Origin of the sequence: Enterobacter sp. AG326 (assembly GCF_004362415.1) — a bacterium.
GTDB lineage: Bacteria > Pseudomonadota > Gammaproteobacteria > Enterobacterales > Enterobacteriaceae > Enterobacter > Enterobacter asburiae.
In genome coordinates, this window is record NZ_SNXG01000001.1 from 181,157 (window position 1) to 200,426 (window position 19,270).

Here is a 19,270-nt window from a genome sequence, read left to right on the forward strand (position 1 = left end):
TAACAACGAGTGACCATTTCGTATTTTGGTTACCATCATTCATCATGCGCCATTCAGACGGGACGATCAACCAGGTGGGGTAAGTGTATCACTGTTTTTCGTGCACTATGGCATCTATCTGTCGGCGATAAGCGAGGATTTCAGCGCAACTCCCTTGCGCTGAACAGAGCCGTTTTTGCTTAAGCCGAGCGCGGGCGCAATATTTTTTCAACAATAAGCACCAGACGCCTGCGCGTCACGAACCGGTGTAGCTGCCCCAGAAGCCAGTTACCGCATCCGGTAATCAGGTAGCTACGGTTACTCTCCACGCCCTTCAGCGCCAGGGTGACCACCTTGTGAGCGGGCATTCTTTTCCCTACCGAAGCTTCCTCAGCATTCACCACATCAAAAAAGGCCGTATCCGTTGCGCCGGGGCAAAGCGCCAGGACGCGGATGCCCTTTGAGCGATATTCTCCCCACAGCGCGTTCGAAAACGAGAGAAGGAAGGCTTTGGTTGCGCCATAAATCGCCATATAGGGATCCGGTTGCATCGCGGCCGTTGAGGCAACGTTAATAATCACCCCGGATCCCTGCTGCAGCATTCCCGGCAGCAGGGCGTGAGTCAGCTCCACGGGGGCCACGCAGTTTACGTTTATCTCATCACGCTGCCTGTCGATCGACAGCTTTTCGAATGGCCCGTAGGTGGCGAACCCGGCGCAGTTGATCAGAATGTCGGGGACGCGTCTTAAGGTTTCAAGCCGTTCCACAATGTGGGGAATGGCTTCCGGTTTCACTAAGTCCTGCACGATAATCGTGATGGAGACGCCGTGCTTTCTGACCAACTCTGCGGCAAGCGCCTGCAGCTTTGGCTCGCTGCGGGCGACGAGGATCAAGGCCACGCCGCGGGCGGCGAGCTGCCGGGCAAAATCACGACCGATGCCCGAAGATGCTCCGGTAACCAGCGCTGTTTTTCCTGTATAATCAAAAGAGTTCATATCTTTAATCCCGTTTCCCTAATGTATGCCGCACAGGATAAACCGTGCACTTAGGTACACGGTCAAGCGTGATTTTTACAAGGTGAGGGCGACGCGATGCGAATTGGTGAACTGTGTGCGAAAACGGGATTGTCGAAAGAGACGGTGCGTTACTATGAGCGACAGGGGCTATTAGAGAATATCCCGCAGCCCAATCGCAGCAATAACTACAAAGTCTATTCCGCCGTCGATTTACAGCGTTTAAACATGATCAAGCATGCCAAAATGCTGGGCTTTACCTTAGCCGAGATTTCAGAGGTTTTAGCTGTCTGGGTTGACGACAACTTTACCGCTGAGCAAAAACAGGCTTCTCTGCGCCGCAAGCTGCAGCAGCTTGAAGAGAAAGAAGCAGCGTTAATTGAACTCAGAGCCAGGTTGCAAAACGCCCTTAATAAGGTCGGCCAGCCTTGCGTCGACACGTTTTGATCGCCGGGTGAGAGGAGGCCGCAAAACCGAAGCGGCCTTATCTGTCAGGCAACCAGTTCAGGCATCTGTTCCTTCACGAAATTCAATACGTTCCTCGCGTCGAGAGATGCATAGGGCAGGCTCTCAATAATGGCGATTGAGCGCGTATTACCCACCGTTTCTTTTATCTCATCGAGTTTGTACTGAATGTGCGGCGCGATGAGGAAACCATCGAAAGCGGGGGCGACGCTGGCGAAGTTATCCAGCCCAACGGCGCTAATCATCAGCGGATAGCCTTCGCGTTCCGCCAGAGACTGCATCTTTTTGGCGAGAGAGTTTGCGGTATTACCAAACAAACAACAGATCAGAAGCTTTTTCATATTTTGTACCTCCTGAAAACCGCTCACAGAGTAGTCCTGAGGTTGTCAGCGAAATGCGCGCCATCTCTTATTTTGGCGAGAAATTAATTAGTGCCGCCTGAGGCCTCTTATTTTGATGTTTTTCTGATATCTCATGTCGGGATCAGGCCATTTCTTTCCACTGATAAAATTTCTTCGAGGCAAGAGAGAGCATGTCTAAATCTTCCTTCGTATCGCCATAGGCAAAGATGACGTTGTAGGAAGATAAATCATAATGATCAGTTATCTTCGTTTTTTTTAGGCGAGCGCTGCAGTCACCCTTTTTGTATTCTCCGGTTGCTTTTCCATCTGCAAATGCCACTTCACTGCATAAGAGTTCAAGCCCATTCTGCTCGCACCAGGGTTTAAGGTATAAATCAAGCGAGGCTGAAACCACCACCACCGTATCCCCCTGAGACTTATGCCAGCTGATTTTCTTCATGGCATTCTCCCGCAACAGGGCAGGAATTTCTGTTTTACTGTAGAAAAGCCCGGCGTTTTTTAATTCTGCTTCAGATTTGCCTGCTAACGCTATTCTTACCACTTTTTTTCGTAAAACCGATCCCGATAACGCGCCCAGTTTATAGGCGAGGATGTAGGGAAGAAGGCGCAGCTTTCCGCGCCGTAGCGTTTTTTCATCAACGGAACGATAAATAAACGGGGTGAAGGTGTCGGAAAACGTTATCGTTCCATCGAAATCGAAAAAAGCAATATTTGCAGTCATAAGCCGTTTGGACGGGATAATGAATTGTATAGGGCGAGTGTATCACTGTTTATTGCGTTAATGTTTTTTTAGCCAGTCGAGAAAAAACTGGCTAAACGCCGTGACCTGAAGCGGCTGCAGTTTGCGCTGCGGGTAAACAAGCTGCAGGCCGACATCTTTGCGATCGTATCGGCTAAAGCCGGTGAAGCTGTCGGCAAACAGTACCGTGAGCCTTCCGGTTTCAACATCGTCTTTGACGTCCCACCACGATTTCCCCGCGATGCCAGCCCCGCTGAGTGCCCACTGACGAAGCAAAGCCCCGTCGTCGCACACCATGGCAGGCTCTACGCGAACGACGCTTTCCTCGCCATCTTTTTCAAAGCGCCATTCGTTCATCACCACGCCCTGAGACTCAAGCGCCAGGCACCGGTGCTGGGCTAAATCGGCAAACGTGGAGGGAATACCGCGTTCGTTAAGATACTCCCCGGAGGCGACCAGCACCCGATGGTTCGGACGGATGTTTCTGACGACAAGGCTGCTGTCCGGCAGGTTGCCAAAACGCACGCTCATATCCAGCCGGTTAGCGACCAGGTCCTCAACGTGTTCTCTTAACGAGATGAAAAATTTAACGTCGGGATGGCGTCGGGAGAATTCCACGACGGCGGGGCTAAGATACTGTCTGCCAAAGTCCGAGGGCGCAGAAAGGCGAATGTTGCCGCTGAGCACGCCTTCCTTTTGCGTCAGTAACGACTCGGCGTGATGCACTTCTTCCAGCACGCGCAGCGCGGCATGGTAAAACTCTTCCCCGGCGCGGGTCAGCGTGATCGATCGCGTTGAGCGGTGAAACAGGCGCGTCTGGTAACGCTCCTCAATCGCCTTCAGCCTGGCCGTCATGGTGGCGGGAGAAAGCGACAGGCGTCGCCCGGCGGCAGAAAGACCGCCGGCCTCGGCAACTTCCACCAGTAACGCCATGTCTTCGAGTTTACCCATTATTCATATTTTCCGAAAAGTGCATCTACTTTTAGCGTAATTATCAAAATCAGATGCCGACTGTAAAGTGATTTCATCCAAACCATAAGGGATGAAAACATGCAACGTATCTCACTTTTTGAACGCTACAGGCTGGGTCAGCAGGACCTGAAAAACAGTATCGTCATGGCGCCGATGACCCGCGCGCGCTCCCTGCAGCCGGGAAATATTCCCTCGGCGCTGATGGCGGAGTATTACCGGCAGCGGGCCAGCGCCGGATTAATTATCACGGAAGCCACCCAGATTTCGCCTCAGGGCCAGGGATACTCATGGACGCCCGGCATCCATTCGCCTGAGCAGGTTTCAGGATGGCAACTCACGACGGGCGCCGTGCATCAGGCGGGCGGGGTGATTTTTTCGCAGCTCTGGCACGTCGGGCGAATGTCGCACGCCAGTTTTCATCAGGATGGTCAGCCCGTCGCCCCATCAGCACTGGCGCCGGACGCGCAGGTGTGGGTGGTGAATGAAAAGGGGGAAGGCCAAATGGTTGACTGCCCGCAGCCGAGAACCCTCTCGCTCAAGGACATCCACAGCATCATCGCGGACTATCGTCAGGCGGCACTGAATGCCGTTCAGGCCGGGTTTGACGGCGTGGAGGTTCACGGTGGAAACGGCTATCTGATCGACCAGTTTCTGCGTCAAACCTCCAACAAACGCACGGACGAGTACGGCGGCACGCTGGCGAACCGGATCCGCTTTGCTCAGGAGGTGCTAAGCGCCATTGCCGAGGCCATTGGCCACGAGCGTACGGGCATTCGCCTTTCCCCGTTTATTACCCAGCGCGGGATGAACGATCCGCAGGTGACGGAAGCCATACTCGCTCTCGCGGCCTGGTGTGAACAAAAAGGGATTGCGTTCATCCACCTGGCGGAAGCCGACTGGGACGATGCGCCGCAGGTACCTGAACAGTTCCGTCAATCGCTACGCGAGACGTTTAGCGGAACCCTTATCGTCGCGGGGAACTATGACCTTGAAAAAGCGGAAAAGATCCTTGCTGCCGGCTATGCCGATTTGATTGCCTTCGGACGGCCGTTTATTGCCAACCCGGATTTACCCCACCGGCTGGCGCACCAGCTGCCTCTGGCCCAGGTGCGCGACCCCGCCACGCTGTTTGGCGGCACCGCGACGGGATATACCGATTACCCCATTTACAGCCTGCAGGAGGAAACGTTATGACCCATAAAACCTTAATTATCGGCGGCGCTTCCGGCATCGGTTTCGCCGTGGGCAGCCTGCTTGCCGGGCGCGGCGAGGAAATTATTCTTGCGGGCCGAGACGGCGCGAAGCTGGACGCTGCGCGGCAGCGGCTGAGCGCCCACGCCGCATCTGTTCACACCCTCGTGCTGGATATCAGCCGTGAGGCAGAGTTGGTTGCACTCGGTGAAACGCTGGGTGAGGTGAATAATATCGTCGTTACGGCGGGTTCACAGGCTCCGGGAGGGCTTCTTTCCGGGCTGGATCTCCGCGCGGCAAGGCTGGCCTTTGATACAAAATTCTGGGGAAGCATCAATGTCGCCCGCTATCTCAGCGGGAACATCGCCCCTCGCGGTACGCTGACGTTCACCAGCGGGTTCGTGGCGCGTCGCACCGTGGCGGGCGCCATAGTTAAAACGACGATGAATGCCGCCATCGAGGCCGCGACAAAAGTGCTGGCGAAAGAGCTTTCACCGCTGCGCGTCAACGTCGTGAGTCCGGGGCTGACCGACACGGAAGCGTACGCGGGCATGGACGCCGCCGCGCGGGAAAAAATGCTCGCTGGCGCGGCGGAAAGCCTGCCAGCCAAAGCCTGGGGAAGGGCGGAGGACGTCGCGCAAGGATATCTTTTCGCCATTGATAATCCCTTTGTCACGGGATCGGTCATTGATATTGAAGGCGGGGCGTTAATTAACTGACCCGCTCTGATTTGAACCGCAGGGAATCGTCTGCGGGTAATGTAATACTCTATTGAGAGATATCATGAAATATACGACGTATTTTCATTCGGCTGTAGCGATAGTTATTTTTGCAGGTCTTTCGGGTAATGCGATTTCCGCGCAGGGGGAATGGCTGCAGCCAAAACAGCTTATAGTGGACAACAGCCTGCCGCAGGCGAAATTAAAGGCGAATGAAGCACTCGCCAGAGAATATGCCTCATTCTGGAATACGGGTAATGAAACCCTGGCGCGTAATGCCCTGGCGGTAAGCTTTATTGATAAAACGCCTCCGGAGGGGCGTAAGCAGGGGCCGGAAGGCGCTATTTTAGCTTCCCGTGCGTTTCGTGCAGCCGTGCCTGATTTGCGCTGTGACGTTGAGCAAATGATTATTTCAGGCAATCGCGTGGTTTCGCATTTACATTTTCATGGTACCTTCACCGGGACATTTGGCAAGCTGAAAGGAAAGGGGCAGAAAATAGATTTTATCGCCACGGATATTTATGAGATTGGTGACGGTAAGATTGTGGCTAACTGGCATATTGAGGACAACCTGACGCTGATGAAACAGCTGGGCGCGCTGTAAAGTCATCACTCCGGGGCGGCCCGGAGTGATGCGAAAATCCTATAAGCCAAGATCGCTCAGCGAAGGGTGATCGTCCGGGCGTCTGCCCAGCGGCCAGTGGAACAGCCTCTCAGAGGCTTTGATCGGCATATCGTTTACGCAGGCAAAGCGACGCTTCATCAGTCCGTCCGGCTCAAACTCCCAGTTTTCATTACCGTAAGAGCGGAACCAGTTGCCGGAATCATCATGCCATTCATAGGCATAGCGCACCGCGATCCGGTTCTCCGTAAATGCCCAGAGTTCTTTAATCAGACGATAGTCCAGCTCTTTTTTCCATTTCCGCTCCAGAAACGCCTGGGCTTCTTCACGGTTGGTGGCGAACTCTGCGCGGTTACGCCATTGGGTATCCAGCGTATAGGCAAGCGCGACTTTCGCCGGGTCGCGGCTGTTCCAGCCATCTTCTGCCAGTCTGACTTTTTCGATGGCGCTTTCACGAGTGAAGGGCGGTAAAGGAGGACGTGTGTTCATTGCGATTACCTCAGCGTTATATTAAGTAGACAGATCTGTCTACCTGCGGTAATCTATGCCTGTAAAATAACGCTGTCAACATTCTTTTTGAGGCTACCCAAAAGTGAAAACAGAACCCGCAGGCAACGATACAAAAATCAGCGTCAGAGATAAGATATTACTCACGGCGCACGATCTGTTTTATTCCACGGGCTTCAGGGCGACGGGGGTGGATACGCTGATTAAAGCGTCTAAAGTGACCAAGGTGACTTTCTATCGCCATTTTCCGAGTAAGAGCTTGCTTATTCTCGCCTATCTACACTATCGGCATGAAATATGGATTAACTGGTTTGAGACCACGCTGCGTCGACATCTCGATGAAGGCGAAATACCTTCTGATGCGATATCCGCAACGCTTTACGAATGGTTTATTTCGCCCGAATTCCACGGCTGCGCGTTTATTAACGCCAGCGCAGAGGCGAAATCGGAAGATATTGAAAGCGAAATTAAAGAGATATGCCGCAGTCATAAGTCGGAAACAAAGAAAATTATTTCCTTGCTGACGAAGAGTGCTGATGAGCGCGTCGTCAATGAAATCATGCTGCTCATTGACGGTGCAATTATTCATGCGCAAATGGGCATGGGTACGGATGAGGTCATCACTCCGTTGAAGAGGGCATTAGCCGCAGCGTTATTAGTGGGCAAATAATGTTTACCCCTGCGACGACTGACAAATGCCCGCAAGACAACAACACTTAGCGTTTAATAACCTTCACACCGGGAATGAGCAAATGGCCTATAACCGCACTTTCGCCCTCGATATAAGCTGGAAAAGTCCTCATCCGCGTACATGCTATGCAGTCGGCAAGCATGCCGGGATGCTCATCCGCATGCGCGTCTGTTTGATTGCGTTATTCTTGGCCAGACGTTATGACCCAATTGCTGAGGTTGAAAAATCCTCGGCGTCAGTTGGTGCCGTTACATAAGGCTGTAAACACCCGCTCCCCAGTAACCCTTACCCTGACGAGTCTGTTCTTTCCAGCCTGATGCGATCAGTTCTTTTGCAATAAACCGATTGATGATCCCATGCCCCATGAGCAAGACGGGGCCATCGGAGTCCTTAGCCGCCGTTACGAGGATCTCAGCCGCTTTAGCGGCACGTTTTTTTACGACGCTTACGCACTCTGCTTCACCAGACAGCCCGCAGAGCCAAAGAACGCGAAACAGTGCCGCCCAGTAAAAAGGCGACAACCGTAACCCTGGGATACGAAATATCGGCAGTTCCGCTTCCCGAAAAACCTCATCAATTAAACCCGGTTGACACCCCAGCGTTTTCAACGATGAAAGGGCTCGCGGGAGAGGGCTGCTGAGAAACGTGAGCGCGCGGTACGCGAGGATTTGAGCTATCTCCGAAGGTCTGTCGCTGCCCGTTGAAGAGCGGTTATAGCTGTCGATCCATTCAGCCATTTGCCTGTACGATACTTTTGGCTCACCCCTGTGCTGAGGTTCTCCATGCCGCATCAAAATAATTTCCATATGTTTTTATCACCCATCATCCCTTCATCAGCGGCAGAGTAGCGCGATCGGATGAGGTTTTTCACCCACCCGTTTTAGTGTGTCTGAACCTGGAGCGTACTTAGCAGACCTATCAGTCTGTAAAATATTTTCATGCGCGCGTATTCTGTGAGAAAGCGCTGAGCATAATCATTTAGGGTAAAGGAAACGAAAAATGAGAACACAGAAACGATGCCTTGGCTGCGTGGCTGTTGTGGTTGATGACTACGATCGCGCTATTGAATACTACACCGACAAGCTGGGGTTTACCCTCGTAGAGGATACGCCTCAACCGGGTAAACGCTGGGTGGTCGTCTCACCCAACCCGGAAAGCGACTGCAATATTTTGCTGGCTCGTGCTTCTAACGAGAGGCAGGAAAGCTTTATCGGCAATCAATGCGGCGGCAGAGTTTTCCTGTTCCTTCAGACGGACGATTTTTGGCGCGATTACCGTGCCATGAAAGATAAAGGCGTTCATTTCTGCGAAGAACCTCGTGAGGAAGAGTACGGTACGGTGGTGGTGTTTGAAGATATTTACGGCAACCGCTGGGATCTCTACCAAAATGCCCAACGTGGGTGATTACCAGGGATACTTTTCATGACTCTTCGAATTAGGCAGGCCACCGGGGCCGATTCAACGCTTTTAAGCGAGCTGGGATACCGAATCTATCCCGCCCATTTTCAGCATCTGTGGGTGTCAGACGCAGAGATGAAGGATTTTCTGCACGGCGAGTACGCGCTTTCCGTACTTGAACAGAGCCTGAAAGAGAACGCTGTTTCCTGGTATGTTGCCGAGACCGATCGGCCCGTGGGATTTATGAAAGTGACATGGGAAGCCCTGCTCCCGGAAACGGACAAGAAGGGCGTTCTCCTCAACAAGCTCTACCTCGATCCCGCCGAGACCGGCAAGAACTATGGCCAGGCGATGTTCAACAACATTACCGACATGGCCCGGAGCAGGGGAAAAGACTATCTCTGGCTGGAAATGCTTGAGCAGAACGCGGGAGCGTACCGGTTCTACCAGAAGCAGGGCATGCTCTGCGTTAAGAACGTCCTTTTCGAAACCGCTTCACAGCAGAGCATTCTCAGAATTATGGGGATGTCTCTTTAGGGCGAGAGCTTTCGTCGCGCTGTGCCAGCGATAGCGCGCTGGCGCTGGCGGGATCGAACAGCGAGAGGCTCTCAATCTGATTGAGTAAAATCACCTTTCGGAATGACATGGCGCTGCGGGGTTCAGAGTCGAGCGTGATGTCATGCTCCGCATACCACTTGCTGTAGTTATTCTCGATGCGAAAGTTCATCGTCTTCGCGTCTCTGTACCCGCTTAACATCGGGATCAGCACGATATTGGCCGTTTTTTCATATTCCAGCGTCGCGGTGTGGATCATGCCGACGTAAATCCGCCTCGACCGGAGCGTGACCTGCGCCAGTTCCCCTTGCTCCATACACTGATACAGCAGTTGTTCAATACCGCTCGACTGCGCCAGACGTTTGTAGAGCTTTTTCCGGCTTTCGCCGTCCAGCCTGGCGCTGCCGGCCCAGTTAGAGCGGTAGAGGCAAAACAGGATGGCAAACGCCAGCATCACGACCACCGGCGCCTGAATGCCTAAAAAGCTCCAGTTCATAAAGTCGATTTGCCAGTCGGTATATTTCGGCGAGGCAAAGTGAAAAGCGTTGTTGGCCGCAGAAAGGGCGAGCAGGAGCAGCCAGAGCAGACCGGTGGCAATTACGCCCTGCAGAACGAAAATACAGCCGTACAGCGCCACAAGAAAATAGACGTCCCAGCCAAAGGAGCGCTTGATTTTAAAGCGGGTCGACAGGTCGCGGCTGGTGTACCAGTACCCGCATACCATCAGCACCATAAATATCGCCGTTCCCATATCAGGCCCTCTTCAGCATGTTGACGTGACGCAAAAAATCCTGCCGCACCTCGTTGCTTTTGTAGTTCACCGAGGCGTTCCCGTCCTGGTCGATAATGATGCGATCGCCATCTTCGACGGCTTCAATGATTTCCTGCTGGCTCATCACCTGCAGTAAGGATTCCGGGCTGGAGAAAAGGGAGAGAAAGAAACGTTTCATGCGGGCATCCTTATGAATAAAAAGAATAAGCCTGGAAGAAGACCGGCGAATTTGCCTTAAGGATATCCTGAAAGTTAAAGCCGGGTGGCGGCTACGCCTTACCTGGACTACAAAGCCCACTCTTCTGGCTATATATAAGTCATTGATATATATCTAAAATAAAAAATAAATCACCACAAACTTGGACAAATAACGTTAATTGTGTAAGTTTTAATTATGCGATTACGCCACGTTGTTTACAGCCAGGATGTGACCCATGAGCACTTTGCCCTCTGTCGTGAGTCGGTTTGTTGAGTACTACGCCGCACTGGATAGCCAGCCGCCGTCCGCGCTGGTGGGGCTTTACCATTCGAATGCCACGCTTATCGATCCGTTTGGCGAGCATGACGGGATTTTCGCGCTTCAGCGCTACTTCACCCATCTGCTGGCCAACGTCGAGCATTGCCGTTTTTCCATCGATACGCCGCTATGCAGCGGGAACCGGTTTGCTGTGACCTGGGTAATGCACTGGTCGCATCCGCGCATTGCCGGGGGAGAGCCGCTCGAACTGCCGGGATGTTCGGTGGTGGACACGGAAAGCGATCTCATCACGCACCAGCGCGACTACTACGATGCGGGAGAGATGATCTACGAACACCTTCCTCTGCTGGGCTGGGCGGTACGCGGCGTGAAGCGGAGGGTCAAATCATGAAAACGGTCCTGATCACCGGCGCAAGCTCGGGCATTGGTGCCGGGCTGGCGAAATCTTTTGCTGCAGACGGCTACCACGTGATTGCCTGCGGACGCGATCCGGCGCGTCTCGAAGCGCTGCATCAGACCTGCCCCAATCTCACCGTTCGCCTGTTCGATATGACAGACAGGGACGCCTGTCGCCAGGCGCTGACCGGCAGCTACGCCGATCTGATTATTCTCTGCGCCGGTACCTGCGAATATCTCGATGGAGGCGTGGTGGATGCGGCGCTGGTGGAGCGGGTTATGGCGACAAATTTCCTCGGCCCGGTGAACTGTCTTGACGCGCTGCAGCCGCAGCTGACGGCTGGCAACCGCGTGGTGCTGGTGAGTTCGATGGCCCACTGGCTGCCTTTCCCACGGGCAGAGGCCTACGGCGCGTCCAAAGCGGCCCTGAGCTGGTTTGCCGAGAGCCTGCGGCTGGACTGGGAGCCAAAAGGGATTGCCGTCACGGTGGTCTCCCCGGGCTTTGTCGACACGCCGCTGACGCGCAAAAACGATTTTGCCATGCCGGGCAGGGTGAGCGTCGAGGAGGCGGTCAAGGCGATCCGTACCGGGCTGGCGGCAGGAAAAATGCATATCGCGTTTCCTGACGGGTTCGGCTTTATTTTGCGGTTGCTCTCCGGGCTGCCCGCGTTTTTACAGCGCGCGCTGCTGCGCAGGATGGTGCGTTCATGAACATTGCGATTATCGGCAGCGGCATCGCCGGGCTGACCTGCGCCTGGCGCCTGGCCGGGCACCATCAGGTGACCTTATTTGAAGCGGGCGCCACGCCCGGCGGCCATACCGCAACGGTTGACGTGACGACGCCACAGGGCACATACGCGATCGATACCGGGTTTATCGTTTACAACGATCGCACCTATCCGCGCTTTATGGGCCTGCTCAGCGAGCTGGGCATCAGCGGGCAAAAAACGCAGATGAGCTTTTCGGTGCACAACCCGGCGACGGGGCTTGAATACAACGGACACACCCTGACGTCGATGTTTGCCCAGCGCCGAAACCTGGTGAATCCGGCATTCTGGCGGCTGCTCGGGGAGATCGTCCGCTTCAATCGTCTGGCAAAACAGGCGCTGGACGGGGAGGTGGACCCGAACGCCACGCTGCAGACGTTTCTGGAACAGCACGGCTTCACGCCGTTTTTTGCGCGCCACTACATTCTGCCGATGGGGGCCGCCATCTGGTCCTCGTCGCTGCAGGAGATCAAGCGTTTTCCGCTGCCGCTCTTTTTACGCTTCTTCCACCACCACGGCCTGCTGGATATCACCCAGCGCCCGCAGTGGTACGTGGTGCCGGGCGGCTCGCGAGAGTATATCCGCGCCATGCTCGACAAACTGGGCGACCGTCTGAATCTGCACCTCAATTCACCGGTGCAGCGGGTGAGCCGCCACGAGCACGGGGTTACGCTCCAGCTTGAAAACGGCAGCCATACCTTCGATAGGGTAATTTTTGCCTGCCACTCCGCCAGCGCCCTGGCGATGCTTGATGACCCAACGCTCGCAGAGCGCGAGGTGCTGGGCGATATCGGCTGGCAGCGCAACGAGGTCGTTTTACACAGCGATCCGCGCTGGCTGCCGGTGCGGCAGCGCGCGTGGGCCAGCTGGAACTACCGCCTGAGCGCGCAGGAACAGGCCAGCGCCTGCGTCACCTACAACATGAACATCCTGCAGGGGCTGCCTGCGGGCAGTCCGCTGTTCTGCGTCACCCTCAACCCGGACGCGCCGGTGGATGAGCGCTTCGTTCTGCAACGCTTTGTCTATGAACATCCGCTGTTTAACCCGCAAAGCTGGCGGGCGCAGGCGCGGCGCGGCGAGATCAACGGTCATAACCGGAGCTGGTACTGCGGGGCCTGGTGGTACAACGGTTTTCATGAAGATGGCGTGCGCAGCGCGCTGGACGTGGTCAATGCGATAGCGGCCGGAGAGGGGAACTGAGATGAACAGCTGCCTCTACCACGGCGTGTTACGCCACCGCCGCCTTCAGCCGAAAACCCACGAATTTAGCTACAGCGTCTTTATGGCCTGGCTGGATCTCGATGAACTACCGCAGCTTTCGTCCGTCGGCGTGCGGCGCAATCGCTTTGCCGCCGCCTCGTTCCACGACGCGGACTATCCGCTCGGCACGCCGCTCAAAGAGAACGTGCTCAGCAGGCTGGAGAGCCTGACCGGGGAACGTCCGGACGGTCGGGTGATGCTCCTGACGCAGCTGCGCTATTTCGGCTTTCATTTCAATCCGGTCAATTTTTACTACTGCTACGACGAAAAGGGAACGCTGCGCTGGGTGCTGGCGGAGGTCCGCAACACGCCGTGGAATGAACGTCATTACTATGCCGTCAACGGACAGGATGCGCAGCCCACGGAAAAAGCGTTTCACGTTTCCCCCTTCAACCCGATGGACATGATTTACCACTGGCGCTTTAACGACCCGGATAACACGCTGCATATGCACATTGAAAATCATCAGGAAGCGAAGGTCTTTGACGCCACGCTCGCGCTGCGCCGGGAGCCTTTGACGCGCCCCGCGCTGCGCTCGCTGTTGCTGCGCATTCCGCTCATGACCCTGAAAACCGTTTTTGCCATTTACTGGCAGGCGCTGCGCCTGTGGCTCAAGCGCGTGCCGCTGTATAACCATCCCGTCAGCAGGAGTGAACGCTCATGACCGATCCCGTCTTTGCGTTAGAACCCGATATCCCGCGTAACGTCCGCCTCGCGCGATGGCTGCTGTTTCGTCTGTTAAGCGGCATCCGCGGCGGTTCGCTCACGCTGCGTGAAGGGGCACAGACCTTTCATTTTGGCGAGACGTCCTCCGCGCTGCATGCCGACGTGCAGATCCTCACGCCCGGCGTCTACTGGCGCGTCTTAACGGGCGGGAGCCTTGCTGCGGCAGAAGCCTGGATGGACGGCGAATGGGAAACCGCACACCTCACGCCGCTTCTGGAGCTGCTGGCGCTCAACGGCGAGGTGCTCGGTCGTCTGGAAAACGGCTTTCGTCTGCTCGGCAGGCCGCTGGAGCGGATACGCCACTGGACGCGGCGTAACTCTCGCATGCAGGCGCGCGAAAATATTGCCGCCCATTACGATCTGGGCAATACCTTCTATGCCCATTTTCTGGATAAAGAGCTGCTCTATTCCAGCGCGCTGTTTACCGCTGACGAGCAGGATCTGACGGCGGCTCAGCGGGCCAAAATGGCGCGCCTGTGTGACCAGCTGGCGCTAAACCGGGGTGACCACCTGCTGGAAATTGGCACCGGCTGGGGCGCGATGGCGGAATACGCGGCCCGTCATTACGGCTGTCGGGTGACCACCACCACGCTGTCGCAGGAGCAATATAGCTGGGCGACCGAGCGGATCGCCCGCGCCGGGTTGCAGGATCGCGTTGAGGTACTGCTCTGCGACTATCGCGACCTCACCGGACAGTACGACAAGCTGGTCTCAATTGAGATGATTGAAGCCGTCGGGCAACGCTATCTGCCCACGTTTTTCCGCACCTGCCAGGCGCGTCTGCGCCCCGGAGGACGGATGGCGATTCAGGCCATTACCATTCAGGACCAGCGCTATCGCGACTACAGCAAAAGCGTCGATTTTATCCAGCGCTACATTTTTCCCGGCGGCTTCTTGCCGAGCATCACCGCGATGAACGAGCTGATGACGCGCCACACCGATTTCGTGGTGCGCAATCTTTTCGACATGGGCCCCGACTACGCCCGCACGCTTGCCCACTGGCGGCAGCGGTTTGTCCATGCCTGGCAGGAGATTGAAAAGCTCGGCTTCGATGAACGGTTCCGCCGCATGTGGCTGTACTACTTTGGCTACTGCGAAGCCGGGTTTAACGCCCGCACCATCAGCGTGGTGCAGCTGACCGCCGAGCGCGTATGAGGCGTTACCTTCAGGTCTTCCTGCTGGCCGTCGCGTTCGACCTCTACTGGGCGCTGGTGGTGCTCTTTCGCGAACAGGGCCTGATTATCTGGCTCGCGCTGGCGATCCTGGCGTGCCTGCTCTTGCCGCCTGCTTACCGTTTTTATGCCATTGGGCTGGCCGCGGCGGGCAGTCTGCTGGACGCACTCTGGGCCCTGACCGGGCTGATTGCCTTTACGGGCGAGTCCCTGATGCCGTTATGGATGGTGGCACTGTGGCTGATGTTCGCCACCGTCTGGACGCAGCTGACGCGCACCACCACGTTACCCGGCTGGCTGCTGACCCTGCTGGCCGCCGTGGGTGGACCGGTGGCCTACCTGTTTGGCGAGCGGCTGGGGGGCATCACGTTTCTGGAGCCGACCTTTATCGTCGTGGGCTGGATGGCGCCGGGCTGGCTGGTATTGATGCTGTTTTTCCACCTGCTGATGGGGAGACAAAAATGAGAACTGTGGTTTTGCTGCTTTGGCTGACGCTGGTTGTGCCTGTTGCCCAGGCCGCCGACTGGCTGGCCTGGCGGAAGGTGGGGGACGCCACGCTCACCTGGGGACCGTTCACCGTCTATACCTCCCAGCTACGTACCCCGGACGGGCGTTATAGCCGGGATAATCAGAATCAGGCGCTCATTATTACCTATGCGCGGGACATCGATCGCGATGAACTGATTGAGGCGACCCGCGACCAGTGGCAGGCGCAGGGGATCCTGGCGCAGGAGCCGCAAAGCGAAGCCTGGCTGCGGATGCTCCGGTCGCTGTGGCCGGATGTTCGCCCGGGCTCACAGCTGGCGTTTGTTCTCAACGATAAGCAGGGGCAGTTCTGGTATCGCGCGTCAGCGGCACAAACATCCTTTATTCCACTCGGACCGCGCCAGTCGGAAGCGTTCAGCACCCGTTTTCTGGCCATCTGGCTCGATCCCCGCACGCAATATCCTGAGCTGCGTCAGCAGTTAATCGGAGGCCAAAAATGAAACGTATCCTGATGATGGCGCTGGCATTCACGATGCTGCTGGCGGGCTGTAGCACTGAGGTGGCCGAGTATCGCCAGCAGCAGCCGCGGCTTGATATCTTCCACTACTTCCAGGGCAAAACCGAAGCGTGGGGGATGGTGCAGGATCGCAGCGGCAAGCAGATCCGCCGTTTTCACGTTGAGATTGCCGGGGATGTTATCGGCGATACGCTGACGCTCAACGAGCACTTCGTCTACGACGATGGCGAGAAGCAGCAGCGGGTCTGGCATATACGCCGCGTGGGGAACGATCGCTACGAGGGAACGGCAGGGGATATTGAAGGGGTTGCAACGGGTCAGGCCGCAGGCAACGCCTTTAACTGGCATTACAGCATGAACGTGAAGGCCAACGGCAGCACCTGGCTACTGAACTTCGACGACTGGATGTACCTGCAGGATGAGACCCATCTGTTTAATAAAACCGAGATGAAGAAATTTGGCGTCACCGTCGCCACGGTGACGCTGTTCTTTACCCGTAATACCTCAGCTTAGTCTCGGACGCTGCCGGTTTTGCTGCTGGAGTAGATGAAGTACAGGGCAATCCCCAGGCACACTACCGCGCTCAGACGGCTCGGTGAAAACGGAATGGCGGGATTGCCCAGCCAGCCAAAGTTATCAATCAACATACTCATGGCGAGCTGGCCGAAGATCACCGCCACCGTGGCGACGGCGGTGCCGATGCGCTGCACCGCCACGACCATGATCACAATGTAAGGCACGCCGAACATCGCCCCGAGGAGCTGCCATTTCGGCACGTCCAGCAGCGTGACCGCCTGCTTAGGCTCAAAGAAGAAAATCAGCAGGGCGGTCACCAGCGCGCCGACGGAAAACGTCAGAAACGCGCTTTTGAAAACGCCCACGCTGCTGCCGAGCTGCCCGTTAATCGCGGCCTGAATGCTCAGCGTTGCGCCGCCGCAGACGGCGAGAAGAATCATTATCAGCGTCATATCATCACCCCTGTGCGACCAGAATCAGTGCCGCAATAATAAAAACCAGCGCCACGATACGTTTTGCGTTTATCTTCCTGTGCGGCGTACCCAGCAGGCCAAAGTGGTCAATGAGCAGGCTTTTAAAAACCTGACCAGCCAGAATGCCAATCATCGTCAGAGCGATGCCGATGGTCGGCGTGGCAATCGTCAGAATGACCACGTAAACAGGGCCAAGCACGCCGCCGAGCAGCTGCCAGCCGGGCTGGGCGAAAAACGACGGGCTGCTGCGCGGGCTGAAAAACAGCATCAGCAGAAACGTCAGCGCGGCACCGACGCCAAAAATGCTGAACGTCGCCCATAAATCGCCCACTTCTCCCCCTAATGGCCCCAGCAGCCCAGCCTCGACGGAAAGGCCCATCCCGCCGGCAATCACCAGTAAAATCAAAACAAACTGCATTACGCTTCCTCCGTTTTCAGGCGAAGAAGATTACGTCGGTAGACCCGTGAGAAAAATGCCATAATGCAGGAAACACCTTTGCAGGAAATGCATTAATGTCAGATGCCGGAAGCATGAACCTTCGCTCACTGCTGCTGTTTATTGCCGTCTATGAAACGCAGAACTTTTCCGTCGTCGCGCGACGAGAGGGAATATCCGCCTCGCAGGTGTCGCGCATTGTTCATCAGCTTGAGGACGCGCTCGGCCAGCAGCTGTTCTATCGCAATACCCGGGCGGTGATCCCTACGGAAAGCGGGCATCTGTTTATCCGCTATGCCCGGGCGATGGTCGATAACTTCGAAGAGGCGCGGCGGGAGCTGGATGAACGTTCGACCGAACCCTCCGGCACGGTCCGCATAAACGGGCCGGTATTTTTTGGACAGAGACACGTTGCACCCGGACTGGCAGGTCTGGCCGAGCGTTATCCACGGTTAACCATAGAGCTGACGCTGACCGATGACTTTATCGACCCGCACCGGGACGCCGCCGATCTCATTTTCCGCATCGGCACGCTGACGGATTCGACGTTCCACGCCCGTGTCTTTGGGCAGCAGCGCTACCACCTCGCCGCGTCGCCCGCGTATCTGCGTCAACACGGCGTCCCGGCCGACCCGACCGAACTGAGCCAGCACAAGTGTCTGGTCTATCGCGGTTCGTCCGGGCCTAACCGCTGGCTCGTGCGTCGCACAGGGGAGAATTGGGTGCATTATCCCGTCGCGCCGCTGATGACGTCCAATAATGCGGAGTCGCTGCTCATTGCCGCGCTGGGCGGGATGGGGGTCGTCCTGTTTCCGGACTGGCTGATTGGCGACAGGCTGCTGCGGGGCGAGCTGATCGCCCTTATGCCGGAAATGACGTGCGCCATCAACACGGAGCAACTCAATATTGCGGCGATCTATCCTAACGCACGTCATCCGCCCCTGAACGTCAGGGCGGTGATTGATTATTACGTGGCGTTTTTCGGCACGCCGCTCTACTGGCAAACGTAAGGCAATTACGCGCCGAGCTCCTTGCGGATGATCTCTGCGCCGGCGCTAAGCGCTTTCAGCTTGCCGTTAGCCACCTGGCGTGAAAGCGGGGCCATGCCGCAGTTGGTTGACGGGTAAAGCTTGTCGGCATCGACGAACCGCAGCGCTTTACGCAGCGTATCGGCGACTTCCTCGGGCGTTTCAACGGCGTTGGTTGCCACATCAATCGCGCCGACCATCACCTTTTTACCGCGGATCAGCTCCAGCAGATCCATCGGCACGCGGGAGTTGTGGCACTCCAGGGAGATAATGTCGATATTAGAGGTCTGCAGCTTAGGGAAGGCCTCTTCGTACTGGCGCCACTCTGAGCCGAGCGTCTTTTTCCAGTCGGTATTGGCTTTGATGCCGTAGCCGTAGCAGATGTGTACCGCGGTTTCGCACTTCAGCCCTTCAATGGCGCGTCCCAGCGCGGCGATACCCCAGTCGTTCACCTCGTCAAAAAAGACGTTAAATGCCGGTTCATCAAACTGGATAATATCCACGCCTGCGGCCTCTAACTCACGCGCCTCCTGATTGAGGATTTTGGCGAATTCCCAGGCCAGCTTTTCGCGGCTTTTATAGTGCGCGTCGTAAAGGGTGTCGATCATGGTCATCGGCCCGGGCAGGGCCCATTTGATCGGCTTGTCCGTGAGCTGGCGCAGGTACTTCGCATCGTCCACGAATACCGGCTTCTGACGCGCAACGGCTGAAACCACGGTCGGCACGCTGGCGTCGTAGCGGTTACGAATGCGCACCGTCTGGCGATTTTCAAAATCCACGCCGCTCAGGTGTTCAATAAAGGTGGTGACGAAGTGCTGGCGAGTCTGTTCTCCGTCGCTGACGATATCGATACCCGCGCGGATCTGCTCATCCAGAGACAGGCGCAGCGCGTCCTGTTTACCTGCCAGCAGTTCCTGATCCTGTAATTTCCAGGGTGACCACAGCGTTTCAGGTTGTGCAAGCCAGGTCGGCTTAGGCAGGCTGCCAGCCGTAGAAGTCGGGAGCAATGTTTTCATAATAAAAGACCTTT

The 19,270-nt window shown here is 56.1% G+C and carries 28 protein-coding genes; 17 read left to right on the top strand and 11 right to left on the bottom strand.

All coding sequences use genetic code 11. The annotated features are described in order from the left end of the window. Window positions 1–179 precede the first annotated feature (179 nt). A complete protein-coding gene (locus DFO52_RS00875) occupies window positions 180–974 on the bottom strand; it encodes an SDR family oxidoreductase (RefSeq protein ID WP_133548835.1) in 795 nt (264 codons plus the stop codon). A gap of 96 nt (window positions 975–1,070) precedes the next feature. Here DFO52_RS00875 and DFO52_RS00880 point away from each other — a divergent pair, with 96 nt between their 5' ends. Then, complete coding sequence (locus tag DFO52_RS00880) at window positions 1,071–1,439, top strand: MerR family transcriptional regulator (RefSeq protein WP_133548837.1); 369 nt, start codon at window positions 1,071–1,073, stop codon at window positions 1,437–1,439. Window positions 1,440–1,483: 44 nt separating this feature from the next. Here DFO52_RS00880 and DFO52_RS00885 read toward each other — a convergent pair whose 3' ends face one another. The 3 genes from DFO52_RS00885 to DFO52_RS00895 form a co-directional block, all read right to left on the bottom strand. After that, entirely contained in the window at window positions 1,484–1,798 is a 315-nt protein-coding gene (locus DFO52_RS00885; RefSeq protein WP_047647850.1) for a PTS cellobiose transporter subunit IIB, read from the bottom strand. A 142-nt stretch (window positions 1,799–1,940) separates the two neighbouring features. Further along, window positions 1,941–2,540 (bottom strand): HAD-IB family phosphatase, encoded by a 600-nt coding sequence (locus tag DFO52_RS00890; RefSeq protein ID WP_133548839.1) that lies wholly within the window; start codon window positions 2,538–2,540, stop codon window positions 1,941–1,943. 57 nt (window positions 2,541–2,597) lie between these two features. Beyond that, window positions 2,598–3,509, bottom strand: coding sequence for a LysR family transcriptional regulator (locus tag DFO52_RS00895; protein WP_133548840.1), 912 nt, complete (start codon window positions 3,507–3,509; stop codon window positions 2,598–2,600). Window positions 3,510–3,608: 99 nt separating this feature from the next. Between DFO52_RS00895 and DFO52_RS00900 the strand changes: the two genes are divergently transcribed. From DFO52_RS00900 to DFO52_RS00910, 3 genes are all read left to right on the top strand, one after another. After that, window positions 3,609–4,724 (top strand): alkene reductase, encoded by a 1,116-nt coding sequence (locus DFO52_RS00900; protein WP_133548841.1) that lies wholly within the window; start codon window positions 3,609–3,611, stop codon window positions 4,722–4,724. After that, window positions 4,721–5,440, top strand: coding sequence for an SDR family oxidoreductase (locus tag DFO52_RS00905; RefSeq protein ID WP_029740585.1), 720 nt, complete (start codon window positions 4,721–4,723; stop codon window positions 5,438–5,440). The genes DFO52_RS00900 and DFO52_RS00905 overlap by 4 nt, the downstream gene beginning before the upstream one ends. A gap of 64 nt (window positions 5,441–5,504) precedes the next feature. Beyond that, a complete protein-coding gene (locus tag DFO52_RS00910; protein ID WP_133548842.1) occupies window positions 5,505–6,044 on the top strand; it encodes an ester cyclase in 540 nt (179 codons plus the stop codon). A gap of 39 nt (window positions 6,045–6,083) precedes the next feature. Here DFO52_RS00910 and DFO52_RS00915 read toward each other — a convergent pair whose 3' ends face one another. Further along, window positions 6,084–6,551 (bottom strand): DUF1348 family protein, encoded by a 468-nt coding sequence (locus DFO52_RS00915; RefSeq protein WP_023311608.1) that lies wholly within the window; start codon window positions 6,549–6,551, stop codon window positions 6,084–6,086. 103 nt (window positions 6,552–6,654) lie between these two features. On the opposite strand from DFO52_RS00915, the gene DFO52_RS00920 reads away from it, so the two are divergent. Then, the gene (locus DFO52_RS00920; protein ID WP_133548843.1) at window positions 6,655–7,239 is read left to right on the top strand and encodes a TetR/AcrR family transcriptional regulator; all 585 of its coding nucleotides are present in this window, start codon (window positions 6,655–6,657) and stop codon (window positions 7,237–7,239) included. 82 nt (window positions 7,240–7,321) lie between these two features. After that, window positions 7,322–7,516, top strand: a complete 195-nt coding sequence (locus DFO52_RS00925; protein ID WP_133548844.1) for a hypothetical protein — start codon at window positions 7,322–7,324, stop codon at window positions 7,514–7,516. Here the strand turns inward: DFO52_RS00925 and DFO52_RS00930 are convergent. Continuing rightward, window positions 7,509–8,051 (bottom strand): histidine phosphatase family protein, encoded by a 543-nt coding sequence (locus DFO52_RS00930; protein WP_133549822.1) that lies wholly within the window; start codon window positions 8,049–8,051, stop codon window positions 7,509–7,511. The two genes, DFO52_RS00925 and DFO52_RS00930, sit on opposite strands and share 8 nt — an antisense overlap. Window positions 8,052–8,259: 208 nt before the next feature. Between DFO52_RS00930 and DFO52_RS00935 the strand changes: the two genes are divergently transcribed. Together DFO52_RS00935 and DFO52_RS00940 are read left to right on the top strand one after the other, a co-directional pair. Beyond that, a complete protein-coding gene (locus tag DFO52_RS00935) occupies window positions 8,260–8,664 on the top strand; it encodes a VOC family protein (RefSeq protein WP_029740580.1) in 405 nt (134 codons plus the stop codon). A gap of 18 nt (window positions 8,665–8,682) precedes the next feature. Beyond that, window positions 8,683–9,195, top strand: coding sequence for a GNAT family N-acetyltransferase (locus DFO52_RS00940; RefSeq protein ID WP_133548846.1), 513 nt, complete (start codon window positions 8,683–8,685; stop codon window positions 9,193–9,195). On the opposite strand, the gene DFO52_RS00945 is transcribed toward DFO52_RS00940, so the two are convergent. Continuing rightward, window positions 9,176–9,964: a hypothetical protein gene (locus DFO52_RS00945; protein ID WP_029740578.1), complete on the bottom strand. Its 789-nt coding sequence runs from the start codon at window positions 9,962–9,964 to the stop codon at window positions 9,176–9,178. The genes DFO52_RS00940 and DFO52_RS00945 overlap by 20 nt on opposite strands. Before the next feature lies 1 nt (window position 9,965). Next, window positions 9,966–10,163, bottom strand: coding sequence for a hypothetical protein (locus tag DFO52_RS00950; RefSeq protein WP_023311615.1), 198 nt, complete (start codon window positions 10,161–10,163; stop codon window positions 9,966–9,968). Between the two features lie 256 nt (window positions 10,164–10,419). On the opposite strand from DFO52_RS00950, the gene DFO52_RS00955 reads away from it, so the two are divergent. From DFO52_RS00955 to DFO52_RS00990, 8 genes are read left to right on the top strand one after another with little or no spacing between them, the layout of a single operon-like run. Continuing rightward, window positions 10,420–10,854, top strand: coding sequence for a nuclear transport factor 2 family protein (locus DFO52_RS00955; RefSeq protein ID WP_029740577.1), 435 nt, complete (start codon window positions 10,420–10,422; stop codon window positions 10,852–10,854). Then, complete coding sequence (locus tag DFO52_RS00960) at window positions 10,851–11,570, top strand: SDR family NAD(P)-dependent oxidoreductase (protein ID WP_059346693.1); 720 nt, start codon at window positions 10,851–10,853, stop codon at window positions 11,568–11,570. The genes DFO52_RS00955 and DFO52_RS00960 overlap by 4 nt, the downstream gene beginning before the upstream one ends. Next, on the top strand, window positions 11,567–12,826 hold the full coding sequence (locus DFO52_RS00965) for an FAD-dependent oxidoreductase (protein ID WP_133548848.1): 1,260 nt from the start codon (window positions 11,567–11,569) through the stop codon (window positions 12,824–12,826). The genes DFO52_RS00960 and DFO52_RS00965 overlap by 4 nt, the downstream gene beginning before the upstream one ends. 1 nt (window position 12,827) lies before the next feature. Then, window positions 12,828–13,550, top strand: a complete 723-nt coding sequence (locus tag DFO52_RS00970; RefSeq protein WP_047647840.1) for a DUF1365 domain-containing protein — start codon at window positions 12,828–12,830, stop codon at window positions 13,548–13,550. Beyond that, a complete protein-coding gene (locus DFO52_RS00975; protein ID WP_133548850.1) occupies window positions 13,547–14,767 on the top strand; it encodes a cyclopropane-fatty-acyl-phospholipid synthase family protein in 1,221 nt (406 codons plus the stop codon). The genes DFO52_RS00970 and DFO52_RS00975 overlap by 4 nt, the downstream gene beginning before the upstream one ends. Continuing rightward, window positions 14,764–15,249, top strand: a complete 486-nt coding sequence (locus DFO52_RS00980; protein WP_121931453.1) for a DUF2878 domain-containing protein — start codon at window positions 14,764–14,766, stop codon at window positions 15,247–15,249. Before DFO52_RS00975 ends, DFO52_RS00980 begins: the two co-directional genes overlap by 4 nt. Next, the gene (locus DFO52_RS00985; protein WP_133548852.1) at window positions 15,246–15,770 is read left to right on the top strand and encodes a hypothetical protein; all 525 of its coding nucleotides are present in this window, start codon (window positions 15,246–15,248) and stop codon (window positions 15,768–15,770) included. The genes DFO52_RS00980 and DFO52_RS00985 overlap by 4 nt, the downstream gene beginning before the upstream one ends. Then, on the top strand, window positions 15,767–16,300 hold the full coding sequence (locus DFO52_RS00990) for a DUF3833 domain-containing protein (protein WP_029740570.1): 534 nt from the start codon (window positions 15,767–15,769) through the stop codon (window positions 16,298–16,300). The genes DFO52_RS00985 and DFO52_RS00990 overlap by 4 nt, the downstream gene beginning before the upstream one ends. Here DFO52_RS00990 and DFO52_RS00995 read toward each other — a convergent pair. Next, entirely contained in the window at window positions 16,297–16,755 is a 459-nt protein-coding gene (locus DFO52_RS00995; RefSeq protein WP_133548855.1) for a DMT family transporter, read from the bottom strand. The two genes, DFO52_RS00990 and DFO52_RS00995, sit on opposite strands and share 4 nt — an antisense overlap. A 4-nt stretch (window positions 16,756–16,759) precedes the next feature. Further along, entirely contained in the window at window positions 16,760–17,194 is a 435-nt protein-coding gene (locus DFO52_RS01000; protein WP_133548857.1) for a DMT family transporter, read from the bottom strand. A 95-nt stretch (window positions 17,195–17,289) separates the two neighbouring features. Between DFO52_RS01000 and DFO52_RS01005 the strand changes: the two genes are divergently transcribed. Then, complete coding sequence (locus DFO52_RS01005; RefSeq protein ID WP_133548859.1) at window positions 17,290–18,222, top strand: LysR family transcriptional regulator; 933 nt, start codon at window positions 17,290–17,292, stop codon at window positions 18,220–18,222. A 5-nt stretch (window positions 18,223–18,227) separates the two neighbouring features. Here DFO52_RS01005 and DFO52_RS01010 read toward each other — a convergent pair whose 3' ends face one another. After that, complete coding sequence (locus tag DFO52_RS01010; RefSeq protein ID WP_133548861.1) at window positions 18,228–19,256, bottom strand: methionine synthase; 1,029 nt, start codon at window positions 19,254–19,256, stop codon at window positions 18,228–18,230. Between the last annotated feature and the right edge of the window lie 14 nt (window positions 19,257–19,270).

What these genes read in the sequence shown, in the direction of transcription:
- DFO52_RS00875 (WP_133548835.1), bottom strand. Translation starts at nt 974, where the DNA reads ATGAACTCTTTTGATTATACAGGAAAAACAGCGCTGGTTACCGGAGCA.
- DFO52_RS00880 (WP_133548837.1), top strand. Translation starts at nt 1,071, where the DNA reads ATGCGAATTGGTGAACTGTGTGCGAAAACGGGATTGTCGAAAGAGACG.
- DFO52_RS00885 (WP_047647850.1), bottom strand. Translation starts at nt 1,798, where the DNA reads ATGAAAAAGCTTCTGATCTGTTGTTTGTTTGGTAATACCGCAAACTCT.
- DFO52_RS00890 (WP_133548839.1), bottom strand. Translation starts at nt 2,540, where the DNA reads ATGACTGCAAATATTGCTTTTTTCGATTTCGATGGAACGATAACGTTT.
- DFO52_RS00895 (WP_133548840.1), bottom strand. Translation starts at nt 3,509, where the DNA reads ATGGGTAAACTCGAAGACATGGCGTTACTGGTGGAAGTTGCCGAGGCC.
- DFO52_RS00900 (WP_133548841.1), top strand. Translation starts at nt 3,609, where the DNA reads ATGCAACGTATCTCACTTTTTGAACGCTACAGGCTGGGTCAGCAGGAC.
- DFO52_RS00905 (WP_029740585.1), top strand. Translation starts at nt 4,721, where the DNA reads ATGACCCATAAAACCTTAATTATCGGCGGCGCTTCCGGCATCGGTTTC.
- DFO52_RS00910 (WP_133548842.1), top strand. Translation starts at nt 5,505, where the DNA reads ATGAAATATACGACGTATTTTCATTCGGCTGTAGCGATAGTTATTTTT.
- DFO52_RS00915 (WP_023311608.1), bottom strand. Translation starts at nt 6,551, where the DNA reads ATGAACACACGTCCTCCTTTACCGCCCTTCACTCGTGAAAGCGCCATC.
- DFO52_RS00925 (WP_133548844.1), top strand. Translation starts at nt 7,322, where the DNA reads ATGGCCTATAACCGCACTTTCGCCCTCGATATAAGCTGGAAAAGTCCT.
- DFO52_RS00930 (WP_133549822.1), bottom strand. Translation starts at nt 8,051, where the DNA reads ATGCGGCATGGAGAACCTCAGCACAGGGGTGAGCCAAAAGTATCGTAC.
- DFO52_RS00935 (WP_029740580.1), top strand. Translation starts at nt 8,260, where the DNA reads ATGAGAACACAGAAACGATGCCTTGGCTGCGTGGCTGTTGTGGTTGAT.
- DFO52_RS00940 (WP_133548846.1), top strand. Translation starts at nt 8,683, where the DNA reads ATGACTCTTCGAATTAGGCAGGCCACCGGGGCCGATTCAACGCTTTTA.
- DFO52_RS00945 (WP_029740578.1), bottom strand. Translation starts at nt 9,964, where the DNA reads ATGGGAACGGCGATATTTATGGTGCTGATGGTATGCGGGTACTGGTAC.
- DFO52_RS00950 (WP_023311615.1), bottom strand. Translation starts at nt 10,163, where the DNA reads ATGAAACGTTTCTTTCTCTCCCTTTTCTCCAGCCCGGAATCCTTACTG.
- DFO52_RS00955 (WP_029740577.1), top strand. Translation starts at nt 10,420, where the DNA reads ATGAGCACTTTGCCCTCTGTCGTGAGTCGGTTTGTTGAGTACTACGCC.
- DFO52_RS00960 (WP_059346693.1), top strand. Translation starts at nt 10,851, where the DNA reads ATGAAAACGGTCCTGATCACCGGCGCAAGCTCGGGCATTGGTGCCGGG.
- DFO52_RS00965 (WP_133548848.1), top strand. Translation starts at nt 11,567, where the DNA reads ATGAACATTGCGATTATCGGCAGCGGCATCGCCGGGCTGACCTGCGCC.
- DFO52_RS00970 (WP_047647840.1), top strand. Translation starts at nt 12,828, where the DNA reads ATGAACAGCTGCCTCTACCACGGCGTGTTACGCCACCGCCGCCTTCAG.
- DFO52_RS00975 (WP_133548850.1), top strand. Translation starts at nt 13,547, where the DNA reads ATGACCGATCCCGTCTTTGCGTTAGAACCCGATATCCCGCGTAACGTC.
- DFO52_RS00980 (WP_121931453.1), top strand. Translation starts at nt 14,764, where the DNA reads ATGAGGCGTTACCTTCAGGTCTTCCTGCTGGCCGTCGCGTTCGACCTC.
- DFO52_RS00985 (WP_133548852.1), top strand. Translation starts at nt 15,246, where the DNA reads ATGAGAACTGTGGTTTTGCTGCTTTGGCTGACGCTGGTTGTGCCTGTT.
- DFO52_RS00990 (WP_029740570.1), top strand. Translation starts at nt 15,767, where the DNA reads ATGAAACGTATCCTGATGATGGCGCTGGCATTCACGATGCTGCTGGCG.
- DFO52_RS00995 (WP_133548855.1), bottom strand. Translation starts at nt 16,755, where the DNA reads ATGACGCTGATAATGATTCTTCTCGCCGTCTGCGGCGGCGCAACGCTG.
- DFO52_RS01000 (WP_133548857.1), bottom strand. Translation starts at nt 17,194, where the DNA reads ATGCAGTTTGTTTTGATTTTACTGGTGATTGCCGGCGGGATGGGCCTT.
- DFO52_RS01005 (WP_133548859.1), top strand. Translation starts at nt 17,290, where the DNA reads ATGTCAGATGCCGGAAGCATGAACCTTCGCTCACTGCTGCTGTTTATT.
- DFO52_RS01010 (WP_133548861.1), bottom strand. Translation starts at nt 19,256, where the DNA reads ATGAAAACATTGCTCCCGACTTCTACGGCTGGCAGCCTGCCTAAGCCG.